The sequence below is a fragment of the Thermincola sp. GK-1 genome, assembly GCF_059412445.1.
The window spans coordinates 121,164-142,268 of record NZ_JBSQAT010000006.1; the positions used below are offsets into that span (position 1 = coordinate 121,164).

The 21,105-nt window shown below is 47.1% G+C and carries 22 protein-coding genes and 1 pseudogene; 11 read left to right on the top strand and 12 right to left on the bottom strand.

Annotated elements, in window-relative coordinates; all coding sequences use genetic code 11:
• Nucleotides 1-18 precede the first annotated feature (18 nt).
• From cobT to ACSNJE_RS07785, 4 genes are read left to right on the top strand one after another with little or no spacing between them, the layout of a single operon-like run.
• The gene (cobT, locus tag ACSNJE_RS07770) at nt 19-1,098 is read left to right on the top strand and encodes a nicotinate-nucleotide--dimethylbenzimidazole phosphoribosyltransferase (protein ID WP_474774466.1); all 1,080 of its coding nucleotides are present in this window, start codon (nt 19-21) and stop codon (nt 1,096-1,098) included.
• On the top strand, nt 1,079-2,614 hold the full coding sequence (locus tag ACSNJE_RS07775) for a DUF2284 domain-containing protein (RefSeq protein WP_495252386.1): 1,536 nt from the start codon (nt 1,079-1,081) through the stop codon (nt 2,612-2,614). Before cobT ends, ACSNJE_RS07775 begins: the two co-directional genes overlap by 20 nt.
• A gap of 5 nt (nt 2,615-2,619) precedes the next feature.
• Nucleotides 2,620-3,984, top strand: coding sequence for a B12 lower ligand biosynthesis radical SAM protein BzaD (gene bzaD, locus ACSNJE_RS07780; protein WP_495252387.1), 1,365 nt, complete (start codon nt 2,620-2,622; stop codon nt 3,982-3,984).
• Nucleotides 3,947-5,449, top strand: a complete 1,503-nt coding sequence (locus tag ACSNJE_RS07785) for a B12-binding domain-containing radical SAM protein (protein ID WP_495252388.1) — start codon at nt 3,947-3,949, stop codon at nt 5,447-5,449. The genes bzaD and ACSNJE_RS07785 overlap by 38 nt, the downstream gene beginning before the upstream one ends.
• 122 nt (nt 5,450-5,571) lie before the next feature.
• On the opposite strand, the gene ACSNJE_RS07790 is transcribed toward ACSNJE_RS07785, so the two are convergent.
• The 5 genes from ACSNJE_RS07790 to ACSNJE_RS07810 all read right to left on the bottom strand — a co-directional run bounded on the left by ACSNJE_RS07790 (nt 5,572) and on the right by ACSNJE_RS07810 (nt 11,111).
• A complete protein-coding gene (locus tag ACSNJE_RS07790; protein WP_495252389.1) occupies nt 5,572-8,259 on the bottom strand; it encodes an FAD-binding and (Fe-S)-binding domain-containing protein in 2,688 nt (895 codons plus the stop codon).
• Nucleotides 8,260-8,429: 170 nt separating this feature from the next.
• Entirely contained in the window at nt 8,430-9,128 is a 699-nt protein-coding gene (locus ACSNJE_RS07795) for a response regulator transcription factor (protein WP_013119443.1), read from the bottom strand.
• 11 nt (nt 9,129-9,139) lie between these two features.
• Nucleotides 9,140-9,745 carry a TetR/AcrR family transcriptional regulator gene (locus ACSNJE_RS07800; RefSeq protein WP_013119442.1) on the bottom strand — a complete coding sequence of 202 codons (606 nt, stop codon included), beginning with the start codon at nt 9,743-9,745 and terminating at the stop codon, nt 9,140-9,142.
• Between the two features lie 399 nt (nt 9,746-10,144).
• Complete coding sequence (locus tag ACSNJE_RS07805; protein ID WP_495252390.1) at nt 10,145-10,270, bottom strand: hypothetical protein; 126 nt, start codon at nt 10,268-10,270, stop codon at nt 10,145-10,147.
• Nucleotides 10,239-11,111: a helix-hairpin-helix domain-containing protein gene (locus tag ACSNJE_RS07810; protein ID WP_495252391.1), complete on the bottom strand. Its 873-nt coding sequence runs from the start codon at nt 11,109-11,111 to the stop codon at nt 10,239-10,241. Before ACSNJE_RS07810 ends, ACSNJE_RS07805 begins: the two co-directional genes overlap by 32 nt.
• Before the next feature lie 33 nt (nt 11,112-11,144).
• Here ACSNJE_RS07810 and ACSNJE_RS07815 point away from each other — a divergent pair, with 33 nt between their 5' ends.
• Complete coding sequence (locus ACSNJE_RS07815; protein ID WP_495252392.1) at nt 11,145-11,276, top strand: hypothetical protein; 132 nt, start codon at nt 11,145-11,147, stop codon at nt 11,274-11,276.
• On the top strand, nt 11,260-11,397 hold the full coding sequence (locus ACSNJE_RS07820; protein ID WP_495252393.1) for a hypothetical protein: 138 nt from the start codon (nt 11,260-11,262) through the stop codon (nt 11,395-11,397). Before ACSNJE_RS07815 ends, ACSNJE_RS07820 begins: the two co-directional genes overlap by 17 nt.
• A gap of 74 nt (nt 11,398-11,471) precedes the next feature.
• On the opposite strand, the pseudogene ACSNJE_RS07825 reads toward ACSNJE_RS07820, so the two are convergent.
• The 4 genes and pseudogenes from ACSNJE_RS07825 to ACSNJE_RS07840 form a co-directional block, all read right to left on the bottom strand.
• Nucleotides 11,472-11,600, bottom strand: a pseudogene (locus tag ACSNJE_RS07825) ((2Fe-2S)-binding protein); the annotation flags it as partial.
• Nucleotides 11,601-11,603: 3 nt separating this feature from the next.
• Entirely contained in the window at nt 11,604-11,936 is a 333-nt protein-coding gene (locus ACSNJE_RS07830; RefSeq protein ID WP_474660514.1) for a type II toxin-antitoxin system RelE/ParE family toxin, read from the bottom strand.
• Entirely contained in the window at nt 11,929-12,183 is a 255-nt protein-coding gene (locus tag ACSNJE_RS07835) for a type II toxin-antitoxin system prevent-host-death family antitoxin (RefSeq protein WP_013119436.1), read from the bottom strand. Before ACSNJE_RS07835 ends, ACSNJE_RS07830 begins: the two co-directional genes overlap by 8 nt.
• Nucleotides 12,184-12,316: 133 nt before the next feature.
• Entirely contained in the window at nt 12,317-12,475 is a 159-nt protein-coding gene (locus ACSNJE_RS07840; RefSeq protein WP_495252394.1) for a hypothetical protein, read from the bottom strand.
• Nucleotides 12,476-12,675: 200 nt separating this feature from the next.
• Between ACSNJE_RS07840 and ACSNJE_RS07845 the strand changes: the two genes are divergently transcribed.
• From ACSNJE_RS07845 to ACSNJE_RS07865, 5 genes are all read left to right on the top strand, one after another.
• The gene (locus ACSNJE_RS07845; protein WP_052219011.1) at nt 12,676-12,924 is read left to right on the top strand and encodes an AbrB/MazE/SpoVT family DNA-binding domain-containing protein; all 249 of its coding nucleotides are present in this window, start codon (nt 12,676-12,678) and stop codon (nt 12,922-12,924) included.
• Nucleotide 12,925: 1 nt separating this feature from the next.
• Nucleotides 12,926-13,258, top strand: coding sequence for a type II toxin-antitoxin system PemK/MazF family toxin (locus ACSNJE_RS07850; RefSeq protein ID WP_495252395.1), 333 nt, complete (start codon nt 12,926-12,928; stop codon nt 13,256-13,258).
• A gap of 119 nt (nt 13,259-13,377) precedes the next feature.
• The gene (locus ACSNJE_RS07855) at nt 13,378-13,725 is read left to right on the top strand and encodes a hypothetical protein (protein WP_013119433.1); all 348 of its coding nucleotides are present in this window, start codon (nt 13,378-13,380) and stop codon (nt 13,723-13,725) included.
• Between the two features lie 555 nt (nt 13,726-14,280).
• Nucleotides 14,281-15,027 (top strand): adenosylcobinamide-GDP ribazoletransferase, encoded by a 747-nt coding sequence (gene cobS, locus ACSNJE_RS07860; RefSeq protein WP_495252396.1) that lies wholly within the window; start codon nt 14,281-14,283, stop codon nt 15,025-15,027.
• A 163-nt stretch (nt 15,028-15,190) separates the two neighbouring features.
• Nucleotides 15,191-16,231, top strand: a complete 1,041-nt coding sequence (locus ACSNJE_RS07865; RefSeq protein WP_013119431.1) for a YeiH family protein — start codon at nt 15,191-15,193, stop codon at nt 16,229-16,231.
• 31 nt (nt 16,232-16,262) lie between these two features.
• Here ACSNJE_RS07865 and ACSNJE_RS07870 read toward each other — a convergent pair whose 3' ends face one another.
• The 3 genes from ACSNJE_RS07870 to ACSNJE_RS07880 all read right to left on the bottom strand — a co-directional run bounded on the left by ACSNJE_RS07870 (nt 16,263) and on the right by ACSNJE_RS07880 (nt 20,908).
• Nucleotides 16,263-17,159 (bottom strand): selenium metabolism-associated LysR family transcriptional regulator, encoded by an 897-nt coding sequence (locus tag ACSNJE_RS07870; protein WP_013119430.1) that lies wholly within the window; start codon nt 17,157-17,159, stop codon nt 16,263-16,265.
• Between the two features lie 110 nt (nt 17,160-17,269).
• Nucleotides 17,270-19,174 carry a GNAT family N-acetyltransferase gene (locus ACSNJE_RS07875; protein WP_495252415.1) on the bottom strand — a complete coding sequence of 635 codons (1,905 nt, stop codon included), beginning with the start codon at nt 19,172-19,174 and terminating at the stop codon, nt 17,270-17,272.
• A 972-nt stretch (nt 19,175-20,146) separates the two neighbouring features.
• A complete protein-coding gene (locus ACSNJE_RS07880; protein WP_495252397.1) occupies nt 20,147-20,908 on the bottom strand; it encodes a methyltransferase domain-containing protein in 762 nt (253 codons plus the stop codon).
• Nucleotides 20,909-21,105: the final 197 nt, after the last annotated feature.

A 21,105-nucleotide genomic window follows, 5' to 3' on the forward strand; every position in this document is an offset into this window, starting at 1 on the left:
GTAAGGAGTGTAACTGGAATGGCTTTGAAATTGGAAAAAGTAGTTCAAGGAATTACGCCTGTAAGCATGGAGTGGCGGCAGAAAGCCAGGACCTACCTGGATAAACTGGCCATTCCCCGCGGCAGCCTGGGCGAGCTTTTGAATTTGGCAGAACAGTTGGCCGCTATCCGGGAAACTCTGGAACCTTCAGTCAGGCACAAGGCCGTGGTTACCATGGCCGGCGACCATGGTGTAGTGGCAGAAGGGGTAAGCGCTTTCCCACCGGAAGTAACCCCCCAGATGGTAGCTAATTTTGTGGCCGGCGGGGCAGCCATCAATGTCCTGGCAGAAGTGGCCGGGGCCCGGGTATATGTGGTGGATATGGGGGTGGCCGCTGACTTGACCGACCTGGTAGCAGCAGGAAAGATTCTTTCTTACAAAGTGGATTACGGTACCCGCAATATGGCAAAAGGCCCGGCCATGAGCCGGGAACAGGCCGTACAGGCGCTGGAGGCAGGTATTGATGTGGCCGAGAAATTAATCCGGGAAGGGGTGGAATTGCTTGCCACGGGGGACATGGGCATTGGCAATACCACTCCCAGCAGCGCTATATTGGCTGCCTTTTCCGGATTACCGGCAGAGGAAGTAACGGGCCGGGGTACAGGTATCACTGACGAAGTTTTAAAGAACAAGGCTCGTACAATTCAAAGGGCTCTGGAGATAAACCGGCCTGACCCGAATGACCCGGTGGATGTGCTAGCCAAAGTAGGCGGCTTTGAAATCGGCGGAATTGCCGGGGTGATTCTGGGGGCGGCCTACCACAAAATCCCCGTGGTAGTAGACGGGTTTATCTCCTCCGCCGGGGCACTGCTGGCCAAAAAGCTGGCCCCGGCATCGGTGGATTATATGATTGCGGCTCACCAATCCATGGAGTACGGGCACCGGCACATGCTGAGGGAATTGGGTTTGCAGCCCCTGCTCAACCTTAACCTCCGCCTGGGCGAAGGTACCGGAGGAGCCCTAGCCATGAATATCGTGGAATCGGCCGCGCAGGTTATCGGGAAAATGCTTACTTTTGAAGATGCCGGGGTGACCCCAGATGCACCAAGGGGCGAATAGGCCAGGTCCGCAATACCTGGAAGACCTGGCCACAGGGTACTGGTTTTCTGAAGTCCTCTTTACGGCCGTTGAACTGGACATTTTCACTCATATTGAGCGGGGAGGCAAGTCCGTAGAAGAAATTTCGGAAATCCTGAATTGCAGGCCGGCGGGAATGGAAAGATTTCTGCAGGCCCTGTGCGCCATGGGACTGCTAATTAATTACGGAGAAAAATATTATAATACCGGACTTGCCAGTGAATATCTGGTGGCAGGTAAAGAGAATTACCAGGGAGATTCCATCTTGTGGCGAAAATACCTGGTCTCCCATTGGCAGGACCTGGCAAGCTGCCTCCGGACCGGGGGCAGGGTCAATTACGGGGCATCCGAAGAAGACCCGGCACAGCGGGCCCACCGGATCAGGATGTATATCAGCGCCATGGACCGGGTGGCCAGAACCAAGGTACAGGAAATCATGCCTTTTTTTGCAGGTCTTTCTATGAGCGGGAAAATCCTTGATGTAGGGGCCGGTTCAGGAGCTATTGCAGCAGGTTTTCTGAAACGCTTCCCGGCCATGACCGCTACCCTGCTGGACCTGCCCGAAGTGCTGAGCTGCACGCAGGAATTTATGCAGGCTGAAAAACTGGTTGAAAGGATAACCTTTTGTCCAACCAATATTTTGGAAGACTGGCCCGTAGACACAGCCGGTTTTGACCTGGTTATTCTTTCCAACATTATTCATGCCTATTCAGAAAAGGAGATTACCGGTATCCTGCAAAGGGCTTCCGATTGTCTGAAAACCGACGGTTTGCTGGTCATTCATGACTTTTTCCTGGAACATTGCCCGGAAAAAGCAGCCCTTTTTGATTTAAATATGTTCATCAATACATATAACGGAAAGGTATTTTCCTGTGAATGGGTCATGCAGGAACTTGCCCGGCTGAATCTTTACAAGACAGAGCTTATTCCATTAAAAACAGATACCGCCTTAATTATCGCCAGCAAAAATAAAAGAGCCCTGGCCAGGTTACACCTCCAACCTGTAGACCGATTAGTGTCCTCTATAAAAACCCTGGGGTTTGATGACGTCTGCCCTGTTTCGACAGACATGGTACATGTTACTGACTGGGCCGACCTGAAATGCCGGTTTGGCTGCAGCGGTTACGGCAAAGGCCATTGCCCGCCGAATAGCTTGCCTCCGCAAAAAACCAGGGATTTATTGAAAGATTATAGCCGGGCCTTACTTTTAAAAGGTCAGCCTCCAACAAGGGATTTTCAGCGTCGTGTACTCCGGGCTGAAAGGGAAGCTTTTAAAGCTGGTTTCCATAAAGCCTTCGTTTTCTGGGCGGGGCCATGCTCGCTGTGCGATTCCTGTGCTACTGACGGAAAATGCCGGAATACCAGGGATGCCAGGCCTTCCATGGAAGGAGCCGGCATCGATGTCTTTGCCACAGTCAGGCGGGCAGGTTTTCATCTGGAGGTATTGCAAGACAAAAATGATTTTGTAACATATTTTGCCTTATTATTATTGGAGTGATGAACATGCGTGTTTTGATGATCCAGGCGCTTTCTGTCGAAGGGGTTTCCCAGGAAAAGGTCTACCCCATTGGCATAGTCACCCTGGCCGGTCAACTGCAACAGGGTGGACATCAGGTGGATTTAGTGGATATGAATCTGGAAGTTGACCCATTCGGAGCCGTTAAGGAGAGGCTTTTGGCTTTCCGGCCCGATGTGGTGGGGATATCTCTGAGAAATATAGATCCCCTGGCCAATAAAACCAGTTCCCTCATTCCCCCTTTTGTCGTTGCGGTACGGCTTATTGCTGCTGTCCTGCCGCAAGCCAGGATTATTGCCGGCGGCACCGGATTTTCCCTCTTTCCGGAACGGCTTATGCTTGAACTGCCGGAAATAGATTACGGTGTTGTCGGCGAGGCGGAAGTTACTTTCCCGGCGCTGCTTGATAATCTGGATAACCCTCCTCCATTACCGGGGCTCTGCCTGCGGGAAGGGAAAGGAATACGGGTTACCCCTCCTTCCCGCGAGTTCGATATGGCAAACTACATCCCGCCGTATCGCCAACTGCTTAATCCATCCCTTTATCTGGATATAAACAGCTACGTTCCGGCCATCGGTATTGAAACAAAGCGGGGATGCCCCTTTAACTGCGCCTATTGTGTTTATCCGAAATTACAGGGCAGGAAATTGCGGTGCCGACCGCCCAAAGCCGTTGTAGACGAGATAGAGGTTTTACATAAAGAGTACGGTATTACAAGTTTCCACTTTACTGACCCCGTCCTGAACATTCCCCAGGGCCACCTGGAAGAAATATGTCACGAATTAATTCGCAGAAAACTGGCGGTGCGCTGGGACGGATTCATGCGGGAAGACCAACTGAATGAAAAAAATATAGCACTGTTTGCAAAAGCCGGCTGTGAGTGTTTTTCTTTTTCACCGGACGGCCTTTGCCAGGAAGCCTTGGATATTTTGCAGAAAAACCTAAATGAAGCGGACATTTTGAAGGCTGCCAGATTGGCAGCGCAGACAGGGATTACCACCGTATACCATTTTATGGTTAATGTCCCCGGGGAAACAGAAAGAACCTGCCGAAAAAGTATAGATTTCCTGGAAAAAATCTACGAGATACACAGCAAGCGCAGGAATTTGGGGACGGTGGTATTGAACAATATCCGCATTCTACCGGGCACACCCATTGAAAAAATGGCCCGGGCCCAAGGGGTCATAGGTCCGGATACCGACCTACTCTACCCTACATATTATAACCCGCAACCCTTTGACCGGTTCCGGTATAAGCTGGAAACTATCCAATTAGCCAGAAACGTATTTATGTGGCAGGAGGTGACACATTCAAATGAAAATACTGTTGCTGGAACACCCGCGAAGTATTGAGCCGGAACGTTGTAACGATATTGCCAATACCCCCTTGTCGTCATGCCTGCTTTCCGGCTATGCCGCCGCCATGTTAAACAGCAGGGGGCATGAAGTAGAAATTGTGGAAGGGTACCTGGACAAACTTTCTTACGCTGAAATTGAAAACATAGTAAGCGCCTGGAAACCTGACGTCTTAGGCGTTCATATGGTCTACCACTGGCAAACTGACCGGGCCCTCTACGGTTTTTTGGAGCAAGTCAAAAACGCCGGACTTACTTCTTATATAACAGCTTACGGGTTCTACCCCACCATCGCCTATACCGATATTTTACAGGAGTGTCCGGCCATTGATTCGGTCATTGTAGGCGAGCACGAGATAACTTTTGTCGAATTGGCGGAAGCCCTCTCCTGCCGGGTTAGCCCTGTCAATTTGCCGGGACTGGCCGTACGAGACAGTACCGGCGTTCAATACCGGCGGCGCGAAGTGCTGGCAGACTTAGACCGGCTCCCTCCCCCGGTACGTACCGAAGCCATGTACCGCCTGCCGGAGGTAAACCTGCAGGGAAGCCGGGGCTGCTATGGGAGATGCACTTTTTGTTATATCAATCCTTTCTATGGCGCCGGGTCCCGCTGGCGGGGACGCAGCCCCGATAATATCGTGGCGGAGATAGACGGAATTATTGCCGAACGGGGTGTCAGGGATTTCTATTTTACAGACCCCAATTTCTTCGGCCCGGGCCAAAGAGGCCAGGAACGGGCGCTGCGCTTGGCCGCCCTCTTGAAACCACGCCAAATTCGCTTTGGTATTGAAGGGCGGGTAAATGATATTCATGACGAAACCATAGCCGCACTGCGGGAAGCCGGTCTGCGGCATATCCTGATTGGCCTGGAAAGCGGCAAGGACAGTTCGCTGAAAAGAATGAATAAAATGACGACTGTGGCCCAGAACGAAGAAGCCATCCGCATCCTCCGGAAAAACGGGCTGGAACCCAATGTCGGTTTTATCATGTTTGAGCCTGATTCGACCCTGGAAGATATCAGGGGTAATTTTGAATTTCTCCTGAGAAATGACCTGCTGCATAACCTGCCTGTTACGGCCAATGTCCTGTACCACCACCAGATTGTGTTAAAAGGCACTCCGGCTTTTCAGCACCTGCAACAGCAGGGACGGCTGCAGCTTGAGAGAAATTCCTCTTATGAAGGGGTAGCATTATTTGCCGATACACAGGTGGCGGTACTTGCTGACTTGATGCGGCAGGTTACCAATTACCTCTTTAACCGTATGGCCGGAATCTGGGGCGGTAAAGTCCCGGAACCGGAGAATGCCCGCGAAAAATATGCTCGGATTAACAGGCTGTTAATCGACATTTTCGAAAATGCTCTGGAGACCCTGGAAAGAGGAAAGCAGTGGGATAAAGAACAGACAGAGGCTATTGTCCGGCAATTTGAAAAAGAAATTAATGAGGTCTTTCTTCAGATTTAAGTCAAAGATACATTACAGAAAAAGGGGAGGTTAAATGATTTTACAAACATGTAACCTCCCCATACCTTGTAGAATAACTTTTGTCGGCACCCTGGAAACCTATTAGTTTTTTCACTGCCCTTTTATCTCTTTTTCACCATGGCACTTGTCTGCAGCATCTCTACAGCCGCCCCCATGAACCTGCCTATATTTTCCGTCGGGTCTTCCGTTTCAATACCAAGGGCTTCCGCCACAAGGTCTGTAAAGTCTTTCTGGCGTACCCTGGTCTGCATGGCGCAACTGGTGGCATTAAACTGGGAACCGCATCCCGCACAGTTTGTGATCAGGAAATCGGCGCCGGTCCCTTCAGCTTCACTGACCCTCTTTATGCCCGCATGTTGAACAGTAGGCAGTGAATCAAAGGCCGATACCAGCCCACAGCAGAGGGCGTTTTCCCGGTTATGCGGCATTTCCACCAGCTCCACACCCGGAATTGCCTTAATGACACTGCGTGGTTCTTCGTAATGTCCGAACCAGCGGCCCACATGGCAGGAATCATGATAGGTTACTTTACAGTTCACAGGACGGTCAAATTTTAATTTGCCCTGGTTAATAAGTTCGCTCAGGAATACAGTGACATGGCGGAATTTAATATTGCATTCCATACCCAACTGCTGGGCGATGGCCGGATAGTTTTCAGAGAAGGTAGCAAAACAGCCCGGGCAGGAGAAGACCATGGTCTCAATGCCGGCTTCTTTAAACATCTCCAGGTTTTTCTTAACCAGTCGGGTGAAATCGTCCATGTAGCCCCCCAAAGCCAGGTACAGGCCACAGCAGGTTTCTCCTTCTCCGAAATGAACGAATTCTACCCCGATCTTGTTGAAAATCCGCGTGATATTCCTGGGCATATTAGGCATGACTATATTGGCCCAACACCCGGCCCAGTATGCAATCTTGCCCTTTTTAAGAGTAGGAACATCCAACCACTTAAATTTCTGGTCGGCCGGAACACCCCAGAAATTGCCTGTCTTTAACACATTTTCTCTCACGCCGGCCAAACCTGTATTTTCAAGGCCATTAGCATGGAAACAGGGTCTGAGGGACATCCAGTTATGGGCGTTATGGGCCTGAATCTGGCAGACCTTATCGCATTTCGCACAGGTGGTGCAGGAAAATAAGGCCTTCGACACTTCTTCGTCCAACTGTATGTTCCCCTTGATATACTGGGTCAGCAGGTAGTATTTACCCCGAGGAGAATTGCTCTCCCAGGGAACGGCGTCAAAAACGGTACAGGTGTTCCGGCAATAACCGCAGAGTGCGCAGGCAAAGGTATCGTTGGTAATCTGTGGGCTCAACGGTGATGCAAAGTCGTCACCCTGTACTTTGTTCATGAATTTACCGGCCAGGCCTATTAAACCTTTCCCGGCATTAGCCAGGGACATGGCTTTGCTGAGAGTTTTGGCCGGTGAATTTTTATCGAGAGAACTCGGAATTATTTTTCCGGGGTTTAAGATACCCTGCGGGTCAATCTTTTGTTTATAAGCCCAGATCTCATTGACCAGGTTTTCACCTAAAACATCTTTTGCTTTGTCAGCGAAATACAGTCCCAGGGTAAATACTCTGCCTCCCAGCTTTTCACCTATTTCAATGACAGTCAGGGAATTGGTATAAGCCAGCGGGAAACCGGCTTTTCTCTCATCAGATAACATAAAGCCCAAAATCGATATTTTATCGTTATGAATCATGGTGCCTTCCAGGGCAAATTCCCCTTTGTATTTCCTTTCCACTTCGGAAACAAATTCCGAAAGCCTGTCTATGGGAACTATAACTTCCGTGGCAATCAAGGTAGGCCCAAGCTTTTTAAAACGCATCGGGTAAAATCGTTCGTTCCATTCTTCCCTGGCCAGGGCTTCCCGCATTAATTCGCCATGGCAGGAAGCAATAATTCCTTTCAAGGCCATTTCAACAGTTGTTCTTCTTGTCTTTGGATAAACAAAGAGCAGGAAATACCTGTCCTCCGGCAGCACAATGTGCTGGGATGCTTTCTGCTTTAACCTGATATAGGCGGGAGTAGACATAGTTGCCGACCACAGAGGTAGAGCCTGCTGTCTAATCATCCGCAGAGCTTCGGCAGCATCATTGAGTTTATCAAAAGCAGCCAAAACTACAACATCTTCGTCTTTTTCCTTTATTTTAACGGTTACCTTCGTTATGATTCCGGTAATCCCGCAAAGGCCGTTGACAAATTTAAGTTCTTCTCCCGCGTAAGACCTGGTAATTCCTTCGGTTGTAACAACGTCAACAGATACGATGTTCTCCCCGCAGAAACCATATTCAAAGCTCCCGTAACCGCTGCCCCCCTGGGCAACCCATCCGGCAACGGTAGCCGACGGTGTACTGGAAGGATATAACCTGAGATCAAACCCTTTGGCCTGCAGGTACTCCTGCAAGTCCCCCCAAACAACGCCCGGCTCCACCGTTACCGTTAAATTATGCTCATCAACCGCAATGATCCTGTTCATCCGTACAAAATCAAGGACAATCCCTCCCCGGGTCGGCAGCGCACCGCCAAATCCGCTCGTGCCGCTACCCCGCGGAATCAACGGCCAACTAAATTCCCTGGCCAGATTGGTTGCGGCTATTACCTCCTTTTCAGAAACCGGTTGGGCAACAGCATCGGGCATAGTATCAATAAGCTTCATCACCTGGGACGGCAAAACCCCCATGTCGTGGGAGTAAACCAACCGTTCCACTTTATTGAACCGTACGCGGTCTCCGAAAAGCTCTTCCAACTTCTTCTTTAAAGCCCCCGGCAACTCTTTTTGTCCCATAAAACTCCCTCCTTTTAATTTGTGACCACAAACACAAAAACAGAACGATTATTCATTCGGTTTAATTATACCCTACCTGTCCACTGCTGTAATGAACCTAACTATTTATTTTTCCTCATATAAAAAGGACTAGTTTTAACTAGTCCTTTCGGTCTATCTTTAAACTAAAATTAACATACCGATGTATTAATGGATATCAGCAATGTAATAACCAAAGCCACTAACAACACGCTAACAAGGCCTCTGCTCATGGCATAAGAAACCAGTTTTGCCCGGTTAGAAACCCCCAGCTTTTCAAGAATGTTGTGCACATGGTTTTTTACTGTATTTACGCTGATTATAAGCTTTTTGGCAATCTGGCCATTTGTGTACCCTTGGGCCAGCAGTTCCAATATCTCTTGCTCCCTGGGCGTCAGCAGAATTTCTTTTTCCGGCTTCACCTGTAAAGAAGCAGAAAGCCTGTTCATCATATCGGGAATTAAACTGTCAGCTATCACCGGCCCGCCGGATTCCACTTTTTCCAGTATGGCAAACAGTTCGTCCTGCGGCGAATCCGTTGTCAAATATCCGTCAGCCTTGAGCGGCATCAGTTCAATAATTCTTTTGGCATTATAACTGCTTCCCAAAATAATTACCCGGCCGCCGCCCCTATTTGCCAGAAGGAGTAACTCTTGAATTTCATAATCCGGCAACTCCGCGTCAATGATGAACCAGGTATTTTCTTCAAGGGCGCCGGCTTTTAACCGGCTTTCACTGAAGCAAACGCTTCCATTAATTTCCCGAAACCGGTTACTGCCTGATAATAAATGGCTCAAGGCCTGTCGTAAAAGCGTCTGCCGGCTGATTATATACAGGGCGGGTTTTATCATTATAATCCCCCCTAAGCCTTAAGGGCCAACCAGATGTTGTTAGCTGCCGCTTCAATAAATTCTTCCAGCGGATGTTCGATTAACCCGTCCAGTCTGAGTTCAATCATCCTCATAAGGGTACCTGAAATAATGGCTGAAGCAAGACACGGATTCATGGTTTTAATTTCGCCCGCTTCCATTCCCTGTTCGACCATTTCCCTCGTAGCTTGCAAACCTTCTTCGGAACATACGGTCAGGTTCCTCACCAGTATTTCCTTCGGTCGCCCGTAGAGCAGATATTGGACCATGACCGGGTCCTGTTCAGTCCACCGGAACATTAAGCTTGTATAAGCCCGGATTTTTGCATAAGTTGATTTTTGCGTTCTAACCTGTTCATTAAAATTTGCGAGAAATTGCTGCACGGCAGTTTTATGAATTTCCCTGGCCAGTTCCTCCTTGCTGGAATAATGATGATATATAGCCCCCGTGCTAACTCCCGCCTCTTTTACAATGTCGGGAATACTGGTACTGTGGTATCCCTTTTCTACAAAAAGCCTTTGGGCAGCTTTGAAAATCTTATCCTTCAGCTCTGTGCCGGCCTGTCTCTTTTCCGCTTTTAAAACAGTTTCCCTTACCAAAGCCATCCCCTCCATACCGACCGAACGTTCTTTCTTTTATTATAACACATTTCCCTTAAAGTTACCAAACGGAAAATTTTAACCATAATATCAGAGCGGATATGACCGTTTGCGGAGGGCTTCCCCTGGGCGGCATCGTCAGGAATCTAGCTGTAAAGCGGAGAGCAGCAAACCGGGGAGTCCCCGCATGTCCGCAGACGGCGAGGGCCGCCGGGAAGTTTCGCTGACAGTAATAGCGAAACGGGAGGCGGCCATCATATAAGGAATACCCGGTGAGCCGTCAAGTTCGGGGATACCGGCTTGCTCGGAGCTTAACAGCTTAGATGACTGGATGTCGCCCTGGGACACCGGAGTAAACGGTCATACCCGCGGTAGCAATACAGTGAACTAAAAATTGAATCACTTCATGGTATCGCTGCCCATGGCCTGGCGGAAAATCCTGGTCAGCCGGACCACAGGTACGGTTCCGGAATCAATAATATCTTTCAGGACATTACCGGCGCCCACCGACGGAAGCTGGTCCACACAGCAGCCGGTGGATGGTTTTGGCTTCCATGCCGGTGGTCTCGGACAATCTTTTGGCCGCCCTCCCGGTGGGGGCTGCCAGTATACATGAAGCGCCCAGTTTCTGAAATACCCTGATGATGGCAAGAGTGGCAGTGGTTTTCCCGGTTCCGGGACCGCCTGTCAGGACCATGAACTTGGATGTAACCGCTGTCTTGATAGCTTCCAACTGGACTTCATCATAAGTGATACCGCATTCCGCCTGCACCTCTTTGATGACCCGTTCTATATCCACTGCCCGTTTGGGGGCCTGAACGGCCAGAATTTCTTTGATTCTTTTGGCAGTGCCGGTTTCGCTGAAATAGAACGGCGGAAGATAAACAGCGTTGTTTTCATCGGGAATAACCCACTTTTCCTCGACCATCCTGTCAATGGTAGATTCAACCAGTGACTCCTCAAGTTCCAGCATCCTGACCGTTTCGGACACCAGTTGCTCCCGTACGGCAAAGCAGTGTCCTTCATTGGCCAGTTCGTTCAACACACAGATGAGCCCTGAGCGGCAGCGCTCATAAGAGTTTTTGTCAAAGCCAAGCTGCCGGGCAATCTTGTCGGCTGTTTTAAAGCCGATACCCCAGATATCATCTGCCAGACGGAAAGGATTGGTTTTGACTATATTGATACTTTCGTTCCCATAGGTTTTATATATCTTCACAGCATAAGAGGCTGATACCCCGTGGCTCTGTAAGAACAGCATCACATTCTTGATTTCCTTCTGTTCCTGCCATGCTTTTTTGATCATTTCCACCCGTTTTTGTCCGATGCCTTCTACCTCAAGCAGGCGGTCGGCCTGTTCCTCTATCACTCTCAGGGTGTCTTCCCGGAGGCATTTCGACGCATGGAGGCCCGCATTAAATTACAATCCAAGTTGCTGGTTGCAGAAAAGCAGATTGCTGAAGGTGAACAATTGATTGAACATGATGAAGTCATGGCAAGAATGCGGAGGAAGATCGATGCCGCAAAGGAATAAGATTAAATATACTCCGGTAGCAGTTGATGATATGGATGAGATTTTCTCATACATATCAATGGACAATGTTGCCACAGCAGAATCTTGCCTTCCGGCAGTTTCAGGAGATAGGAATACCTAGCCTGTTCGGGCAGGTATATCACTCCCTTGGCCTGATAGTCGGCCTTGCCGATAGCACACCTGAAACCTGTTGAAATTTTTCAGCGCTCCGGTAATGTCATTTACTTCTTGCGCCGTTTTCGCTCCATGCTTAAGTACGGCATCAACAACTTGTTCTTCTGTAACTTTGCTGCAGTAGCACGCGTATTTGGGGTTCGCATCTTTCAATCAGTTGTCTTCTTCCTCTGCAGCATCCCCAAAGAGGATTCGCATAAAATCTCGTCTGCCATATAGCACTCTGTCCACATATACAGTATCATTTTCATAACGGTAAAAAGCTGTATATTGCCCACACACAAGGTAACGATAGCTTGTTTCAATTTTAATAACAGAGGACAAGGGCGCTCCAATCAACGGGAATTCCATAAGATCTCTGAATCGTTTGGTGATTTTGGCCAGCATATTCGTTGCTGCTGTAGGATTACCTAATTCCTCGGAGATATATTCTTTGATCTCCAGCATATCCTTTTGCGCTTTGGGCGAGATTTTAAGATTAACCATTCGTTACCCCCAGGGATGCTTCCAGTTCATCAATGGTTAGCCATCCATTTTCCCGCCCTGCCTTTTCACCTTTAGCCAGTTCAGTAAGCAATTTTAATTTTGCCTGCATTTTTTCATATTCCTGCATATCCATAACCACATAGCGGCCACGGCCATTTTTTGTTAAAAAGACCGGGGAACCCTCCTCTATGCAACGCAACACTTCATTGTAATTCCTTAAATCGGAAATCGGCTTAATGTTAGGCATAATAAATCTCCTTTCCTTTTTGCTGTTATTATTATAGCAATATTCTTCGTAAAATACAACAGCGGCAACAAAGAGGATACTGTCAAGTTTTTTTGGTAACCTCATCTTCATTTTTTAGTTCACCGTAGTTCCATCACGGGTATGACCGGTTAGTTCCCCGTCCACGGAAACATATCCATTTCCCCCCAAAAAACCATAAAGCCTCGCGGCGCAAGGCTTTATGGGCTGTCGCTTTTTCCTCGGAATTAACTTTCACTACAATGGGGCGTTGTTCTGAACCAAGCGGTAACATAATGCATCCTCCTCCTTTTATTATCGTGTTTCCAGCATACCCGGATATCATAAAATGAAAACGCAAACCAATACATACCATATGTGTTAAACTGGCTTGTTTTACATGGTTGACCGGCGCATTGACACTATTAGAAATAAAGTATATACTATGTATATACACGATGGGCTCTATAATCTATTACACGGAGTTGGTTTATTATGATGGCAAAAATTCAAAAATGGGGTAACAGCCAGGGAATCAGAATTCCCAAACAGCTTCTTGCCATTGCTTCCATTAAGGAAGACGACGAAGTTGAATTAATTGCGGAGTACGGCAAAATAATTATCCGCCGTGCCAGGAAAAAGGAAAAAAAATACACCATTCAAGAACTCTTTGCAGATTATAAAGCTGAACATACTCCCGAAGAAGAGGAATGGGGTCCGCCGGTGGGCAGGGAGGAGTGGTAAGATGACAACTTATACTCCGGCCCAAGGGGACATTATATGGTTAAATTTCACTCCTCAGTCGGGACACGAACAGATGGGAAAAAGGCCCGCTTTGGTAATTAGCAATGACTTCTTCAACAAACAGACCGGCCTTACAATAGTATGCCCTATTACATCCACAAAAAGAAATTACCCCCTTTACGTGAAAACTGAAGGATGCAAAAAAATTTCCGGCTACATCATGGTGGAGCAAGTAAAAGCTGTCGACTATACCTCCCGGAAGGCCCGGTTTATTGAAAAAGCCCCCGCTGAAGTTCTCGCAGAGGTTCTGGCAAGGCATTCTGCGTGTTTTTAATAATACTCCCTTTGTTTTAGGATGCATTTTGTTTTAACTGACTTCTACAGTTATTAATTTTTGCCGTAGCCTCATATAATATTACAGCCTCATATTATATACGGCGAGGTGGTACCATGATGAAAATCAAGTTTGAAGGAAAAATAAAAATTAAAAAACAGGTCAGTGCAAAAACTCTGTTGTGCCTCTTGAAATACCTGATTGATGAAGAAGGATTTGAGGTAAAAGAGTATAAATCCGATGAAGTCAAACTCGTTAAAACAGAAATTTTGAACGAAAAATCCAAAGCAGGTCCTGCCCTGTCAGCAAAAGAGCCGGAAGCCGAAATAAAAACAGAAATAAAAACAGAAATAGAAATAGAGGCCTCCGACACCGCATTTGAAATAGAAGTGGAGTCAAGTAACTGGGAAAAAATCAAAGATTTAACTTCCAGAATAGCCGTCAACTTAAAGTCTTTCGAAAAGTAAAGTATTCAGCATTCTATAGTTGCAGGTAGCCGTGAAGGGTGGGTGGGGTTCTCCACTACCAAGGAGCTTTATGCTGGAGAATGGCGGCAGGGTAGGAAGGTGTCTCCGCTACCCGGGAGCTTGGTGCTGCAAACCCTTGCCGTTCAGACAGCGTTCCCGAACTCAATGGCTCATATTATTTTCAAAAGTCAGTAGTTATAAATGCCGCTGTATAGTGAAGTAACCGTTGCTCCGAGGTTACGGCCAGCAACCATCTACCACAAAGGACTCAGAGAACACAGAGAAAAACCGAGAAAAAGCCGAACAAGAAAATTACTAAGTGGATTCTCTGTGGATTCTGCGGTTTAAATAATTACGTCCTCGGGATTGAGGCGTCCGTGCCGGAAACAGCGATTTCAAGCCTTCACTGTCGTTACGATGCAACGATTATTTCACCGTTACAGACAGTGAAAATAAGTATTAAAACTAAAAGTTGAGTAAAGGAATTAGCCGCTGGCTGGCGAAATAGTTGAACATTAACGTTTCATTCAAAACAGTATAGGAGACGTGACAATAGTGGAATTTTTGCTGGCCCTGCAGTTTTTAACCAGAATCCCGGTGACCGTTCGCGGAAATGTGGAAGAAAAAAACCTCGCCCGTTCGATGGCCTATTATCCGGTAGTGGGGCTGCTATTAGGCATACTCACTGCGGCAGTCTATATTATCCTGTCCCAGTTTTTCAGCCCACCTGTTTGTGACCTTTTCGCCGTGGCTTTTACCGTATTTATAACCGGCAATATGCATACCGACGCGCTGATGGACACAGCCGACGGATTTTTTAGCGGCAAACCTAAAGACCGGATACTGGAAATTATGAAAGACAGCCGGGTCGGTTCCCATGGCGTAATCGCCGGTTGCCTTGACCTGTTGTTTAAATTCATACTGCTGGGCCAAATTCCGCCTGACGCGAAACTGGCCGGCCTTGTCCTTGTTCCGGCCCTGGGGCGCTGGTCCCTGGTTTATGGCTCCGCCGTTTACGATTATGCCCGTTCAGGTGGAGGGACGGGCACATTCACCGACCTGGTTGGCAAGCGGGAACTGGCCTGGGCATCTGTAACGGTAATTATAGCGGGCCTTTTTCTGCTCAACCTGCCCGGCTTCATCCTGACAGCCTGTGCCTTTGCCGGGTCCGTACTTTTAGGACGATATATAAATAAAAAAATCGGGGGCGTCACCGGCGACACCCTTGGAGCCATGAACGAATGCATCGAAGTACTTACCCTGGCGCTGATGCCCTTGTTATTAAAGTTAAATTTATTTTAGCAATAACGAAACGGAATTTATAAGTACTCATTATAAAACTTATGGTGAATTCGAATTTCATATTTCATTTTTTCCATGATATACTTAGGCCAGATAGTTAAGGCCTATTTTTATTTTTCCCGACATATTAGTGTTAATTATTAATGTTGGAGGTGTTCCGATAATGCAAACATATGAAAACTCCGGGAGAAACAGTATTTCCTTGCTTCAACCCAGGCCAACGGGGTACCTGCAGGGCATCGCATTAACACTGGTATTAAGTGTGGTGGCACAAAAAATTGTGACTTTCCCTTATGTCTCCGTAATGGGGACCATGGTTACCGCCATTTTGCTGGGAATCACCTGGCGGGCAGTTATGAACGTACCTCTGGAGGCAAAAACGGGTATCGACTTTACAGCAAAAATAATTCTGCGACTGGGAATAATTCTCATGGGTGTGAGGTTGAATATCGATGATATCATTTCGGCCGGGCCCCGGATTGTACTGCTGGACATTACTGTAATCACCTTTGCCATAATCTTTATATACTTCCTTGGCAGGCAAATGCAGGTGGATAAAAAAATGGCTCTGCTCACCGGAGTTGGAACAGGGGTCTGTGGCGCCGCTGCCGTAGCCGCTGCCGCTCCGGTAGTAGATGCAACAGAAGAACAAACGGCTATTTCCGTGGCCATTGTAGCCCTGCTGGGCACTATCGGCACGGTGGTATATACTTTTCTGTTAAAAGCCGGAGTAATGGCTGGGCGTCTGTACGGCATTTTTGCCGGGTCCACTTTGCATGAACTGGCTCACGTAGTTGCCGCTGCCCAACCAGCCGGCGCCACGGCAACGGACATTGCTGTGTTGGTGAAATTGGGCAGGGTCGCTTTATTGGCCCCCGCCGTCCTGGTTATTGGCCTCCTGTTCAACAGAAAACAAGCCACCGGTCAGAAACCCGGCCTTCGCAACTTGCCTATTCCCTGGTTCATCTTCGGTTTCCTGGGAGTTAGCATTATCAATACGACAGGTATTCTTCCCCATCAGGTTATAGCTTTCATTTTAAACCTAAGTATCTTTTTATTAACCATGGCTATGGCTGCTTTGGGTTTAAATGTGGATATTTCCTCTTTCCGGCGCTTGGGTATAAAATCTTTTGCTATTGGCTTCTGCGGTTCAGTGGTCCTTTCTGCACTGGGCTTCGTGCTGGTCACCCACTTTAGATTTTAGCCCTTAAAACCCAAATCACCCAAAAAAAAAATCATGACAGGTTGAGCCCGGCAATAAAATTTAGGAAGTGTTCCACCGCAGGGGTGCGATGCCTTTTGGGATTATAGACTACATAAAATTTTCTTATTATTTTCAACCCATCTATAGCCAGCAGTTTCAGCGAATTTAACTGCAATTCTTTTTGCACTGTACGTTTGGACAGAATAGATATACCCAGGTTTGCTTCCACTGCCGCCTTAACAGCTTCTGTACTGCCCAATTCCAAATTTATCAGCATTTCTTTAGGGTCCCACCCGGCATTGCGCAAGGCTTCCTCCATCACTTCCCGGGTGCCGGACCCTTTTTCACGCAGTACAAAAGGAAAACATGCCAATTCCTCCAGAGATACGGAATTTCGTCCGGCCAGCGAATGCTTTTGGCTCACTATAACACAAAGTTCATCCTCCATTATAGGCTCCACCGATAAGTCATCGTTATTTACCGGTCCTTCCACCAGACCTACATCAATATTTTGTTCCAGCAGGCGGCGTACGATATGCTTTGTATTAAAAACGTCCAGTATAATCTGAACTTGCGGGTACTCCACCTTAAAAGCGCCAATTATATTAGGCAGCAAATATTCTCCGATCGTCAGGCTGGCTCCAATCGTCAGCGTCCCTTTCACCACGCCGGTGAATTCGCTAAGGGCCCGTTCAGCATCGTCAAAAAGTTTACAGATCTGAATGGCATATTGGTAAAGTATTTTGCCTTCTTCGGTCAGGGTTACTTTTCTGGTCGTGCGGTTTAAAAGCTTAACGCCCAGGTACTCTTCAAGGGCATTAATTTGCTGGGAAATGGCAGGCTGACTAATATGCAAAGCCTCAGACGCCTTGGAAAAGCTCTTTTTCTCAGCGACAGTTTTAAATAATTCCAGGTGCTGGCGGTTCATCGGATCATAACCTCCTTAAGCAAAGGCCAATCACTTATCATCATACCTAGTTTATCAGAAATGTCAAAGAAAAACCACGGTACAAACCGTGGTTCGCCGGCAGGGGAGAATCACTCAACCTCCTCTTGCCCTTTCAAAGCCATTTTCAATTCATATACTCCGTCTGAACTTTTCCGTTCCATATCAAAACCCATTTTTTCAAACAAATGGAGCATTGGTATATTATCAAGTAATACCTCCGCTGTAAAATAAGCAATACCCTGTTTCTTGGCCAGATAAGTCAGGTAAGACATCAGTTCGGTGCATACCCCCTGGTTCTGGTATTCGTCCCTAACGACAAAGGCAACTTCTGCCGCAAGAGAATGTTCATCCACACCGTATTGGCCCATACCAACCACTGTTTCTTTATGCCCCTCTTTCAAAACGGCCAGAATTATCATATCGTTGGTATAATCCACTACCACAAATTGCTGAAGATGTTCATGGGGCATACTTCTGCGCCAGGAAATAAAACGATTGTACATGCTTTGTTCGGAAAGGGAATAGAAGAATTCCTTCAATAACGGTTCATCACTTATTTTTACCGGTCTAAGCAACAACGTTAAACCTTTTTTGGTAGTCCGGTAGGTTTCCAATTCTTCCGGATATTCTCCTCTTTCCCCGGATATAAAGGCCTGGTCTTTATATATCAGGTTTAACTTTTTGGCTTTTTCAACCAGCCAGGGCCTGAATTTGGGATGAGCAATGGAAATCAGAGCCATAGCCCGCTCACGGATGTTTTTGCCGTGCAAATAGGCAATGCCGTACTCTGTGACTACATAGTGAACATCCCCCCGGGTAGTGGTCACCCCTGCCCCTTCAAATAGAAAAGGAACGATCCTGGATACAGTTCCATTATTCGCTGTAGACTGCAGCGCTAAAATTGTTTTGCCACCCGGCGACAAACAAGCGCCCCGCATAAAATCGGCCTGTCCCCCAATCCCACTGTAAAAAGTCCGGCCAATGGATTCCGCAGTAGCTTGTCCCGTTAAATCAATGCCCAAAACACTGTTGATAGCTGTCATTTTATAATTTCTGGCTATCACTAGAGGGTTGTTGGTATAGTCAACGGTGCGAAACTCAATAGCGGGATTATCGTGGATGTATTCGTAAGTTTCTCTTTTCCCCATGCAAAAAGCGGCCACCGTCTTATTCCGGTCGATTGTCTTCCTACTGTTATCAATAACTCCGGCTTTCATCAGCTTCACTATCCCGTCTGTCAACAGCTCCGTATGTACGCCCAGGTGTTTTTTATCCCGCAGGCAGGTTAAGACCGCGTTCGGTATGCTGCCGTACCCCACCTGGATGGTGTCACCGTCTTCCACAATACGGGCCACATATTTGCCAATGCGCATGGCAATTTCATCGGAAACCCTGGCATTATACTCAAGCAGCGGCTCATTAAACGGGATAATAAAATCCACGTCCCTGATGTGTACAAAGGTATCGCCATGCACTCTGGGCATATAAGAGTTTACCTGAGCTATTACCACCGAAGCGGCTTTAACAGCTTCCTTGACAATATCCACACTTATTCCGAGGCTCATGTACCCGTGTTTGTCGGGCAGGGAGGTCTGGATCAAGGCCACGTCAATGGGTGTTATCCCGCGCCTGATCAAACCCGGCACTTCCGATAAAAATACCGGCGTATAATCAGCCACCCCCTGGTTAACTGCATTTCTGGTATTACTGCCGATAAAAAAGGAGTTATGGCGGAAATAATCCCGGAACTTATTATCTGTATAAGGGGCCACGCCGAGAGTCCAGACATGCAGCACTTCCGTATCACAAAAGGCCTTGGGATGTTTCTGCACATAACTGACCAAAGCCTGCACCAGGAACTGGGGCTCCCCGCAAGCCGTACCGATAAAAATCCGGTCTCCGGGGCGGATATGGCTAAATACCTTTTCTTCTGAAACAAACTTTTGGGGATAGACTTTGCGTATTTCTTCGATGATGCCGACAGTCTCTTCCATACTCACCCTGGACACTCCTTTCTAAGCTTGTGCATTTTTTCACGTTCTCTCTTGTTTTATAATACCATATTTTTATATTCCCGAGCAGCCCATTTTTCGTAAAAAACGATATTTCATAAAAAATAAACACCGCCCCTAAGGACTCAGGAAGCGGTGTCAATTCAGTATTAGCTATGACTTTAATTTTACCATACGCCATCGCCGAAGAAAAGGAGAATCAGAATCAAGAAGAGGATAAAAGCAAAGTTACCCCAAGCAACCTCTTGAGTTCTTATCATCCGCAGGCCCTCCTTTCTGTTTGCGGTATCAGACACAGCTTTGGTTGTTTTTTACCAAACCCCATCCCCGAAGAAAAGAAGAATTAAAATCAGGAAAAGAATAAACGCGAAGTTGCCAAACCATTCCTGAGTTCGTACTTCAGCCACTCCAAACCCTCCTTTACTCTAGTTTTGCTCCCAAAGGGTACCTAAATTCAGTTAAAAGTTTTTCAAATCTGTCCAGGGGTCCATACTATTTAAATTAAAAATTGTCCGGCCCGTTGCAGGGCCGGAACTGTTTCTGCGTTTTTAAAACAATTCGGCTCTTTTACCATACTCCGTCTCCGAAGAAGAGAAGGATCAGAATCAGGAAAAGGATAAACGCAAAGTTAGCAAACCATTCCTGAGTTTTAACGTCTGCCATTTTATACCCCCCTTTACTACTGATTTTCAACTAACCTTCATTAAATACTATGTATATTTACTGCTATTGGTGCTTGTTCCTAAAATTATACCCTTTACCACCAACCGCCGACAAAAAAGAAAATAATGATTATGAAGAAAAAGAACCCGAAGCCGAAAATAAATTGCTGCTGCTTAGCTTCCGCCATATGAAAACCCTCCTTTTCCGTTCCACTTGAATCTCTGTGCAGTCAAATTTTCGGTCTTATTAAATACTACGCAAAGGGCCTTTTAAGGGTTACAGTTGGCTCGCTCAGTGGTTGATCAACTCCTGTGTTATTTTTTTTTCAGCTTTTTTAAATGACAGGCAGTACAGATGCCCGTAGTAAATTTCTTTGTACTCCGGTCCTACTATTTCACGGGGAAGCAGGTGCAAAGGCGCTCCGGTTTTAGCCTGGTCTACTATGGTAATCCGGGCCCCCGGTTTCGCAACCCGTAGCATTTCTCTTATAGCGCCGCCTTTATCATTAAATAGTCTTAATCCCAAAACATTGAATACCACGTCAAAAACATTGTCTACAAAGGGTAGTTTTTCTGCTGCCGCCATGGCCAGTTCAACGTCAATGCCCTTTCTTTGCATGGACTTCTTGCATCGCCTCAGCATTTCCCAGGAAATATCAATGCCAAAACATTGTGCTGTTCTTGGAAGGTAAAGCAAATTTGCGCCCGTCCCTATGGATACTTCCAGGACCTTATCTTTATCGCCTATTCCCAACTCTTTAATATACTCCATGCGCATCAAATGCTCGCCACCCTGTCGGGCAGTTTGCATCCGGTGCAAAAAGTCGTAAAAAGGGGCCACTAAGTTATAAAACTTCTGTTGTTTTCGGTTATTGCCCGGCATCTGGCTTTTATCGAGAAACAGGGGAATACCCTCCCGCACAGGGAACTTTGCCCCCGTTTTTTGGCCTACCAGCAGTTCTACCGGCCTACCCCCAGCGCCCTGTTCGACTATTAACTCCAACCTCTCACCTGTGTGGGGACTGCATAAAAACTGTACATTTTCCGGTTTCATGGAAATCTCCCTTCGTTTTTTTAAATTGCATAACAATAAATCTTTAAATCATTATACGAAGATCAATGCCATTAGGCCTATCTAAAATCAACCGGCCAAAACTTTTTTATTGAAACAACCGTTGCCCTGTGGATGCCGCTGTACTGCCGTCCGTAACTCATGGCCGGGTTTTAGGCAACTGACAAAAAAAAACAGGA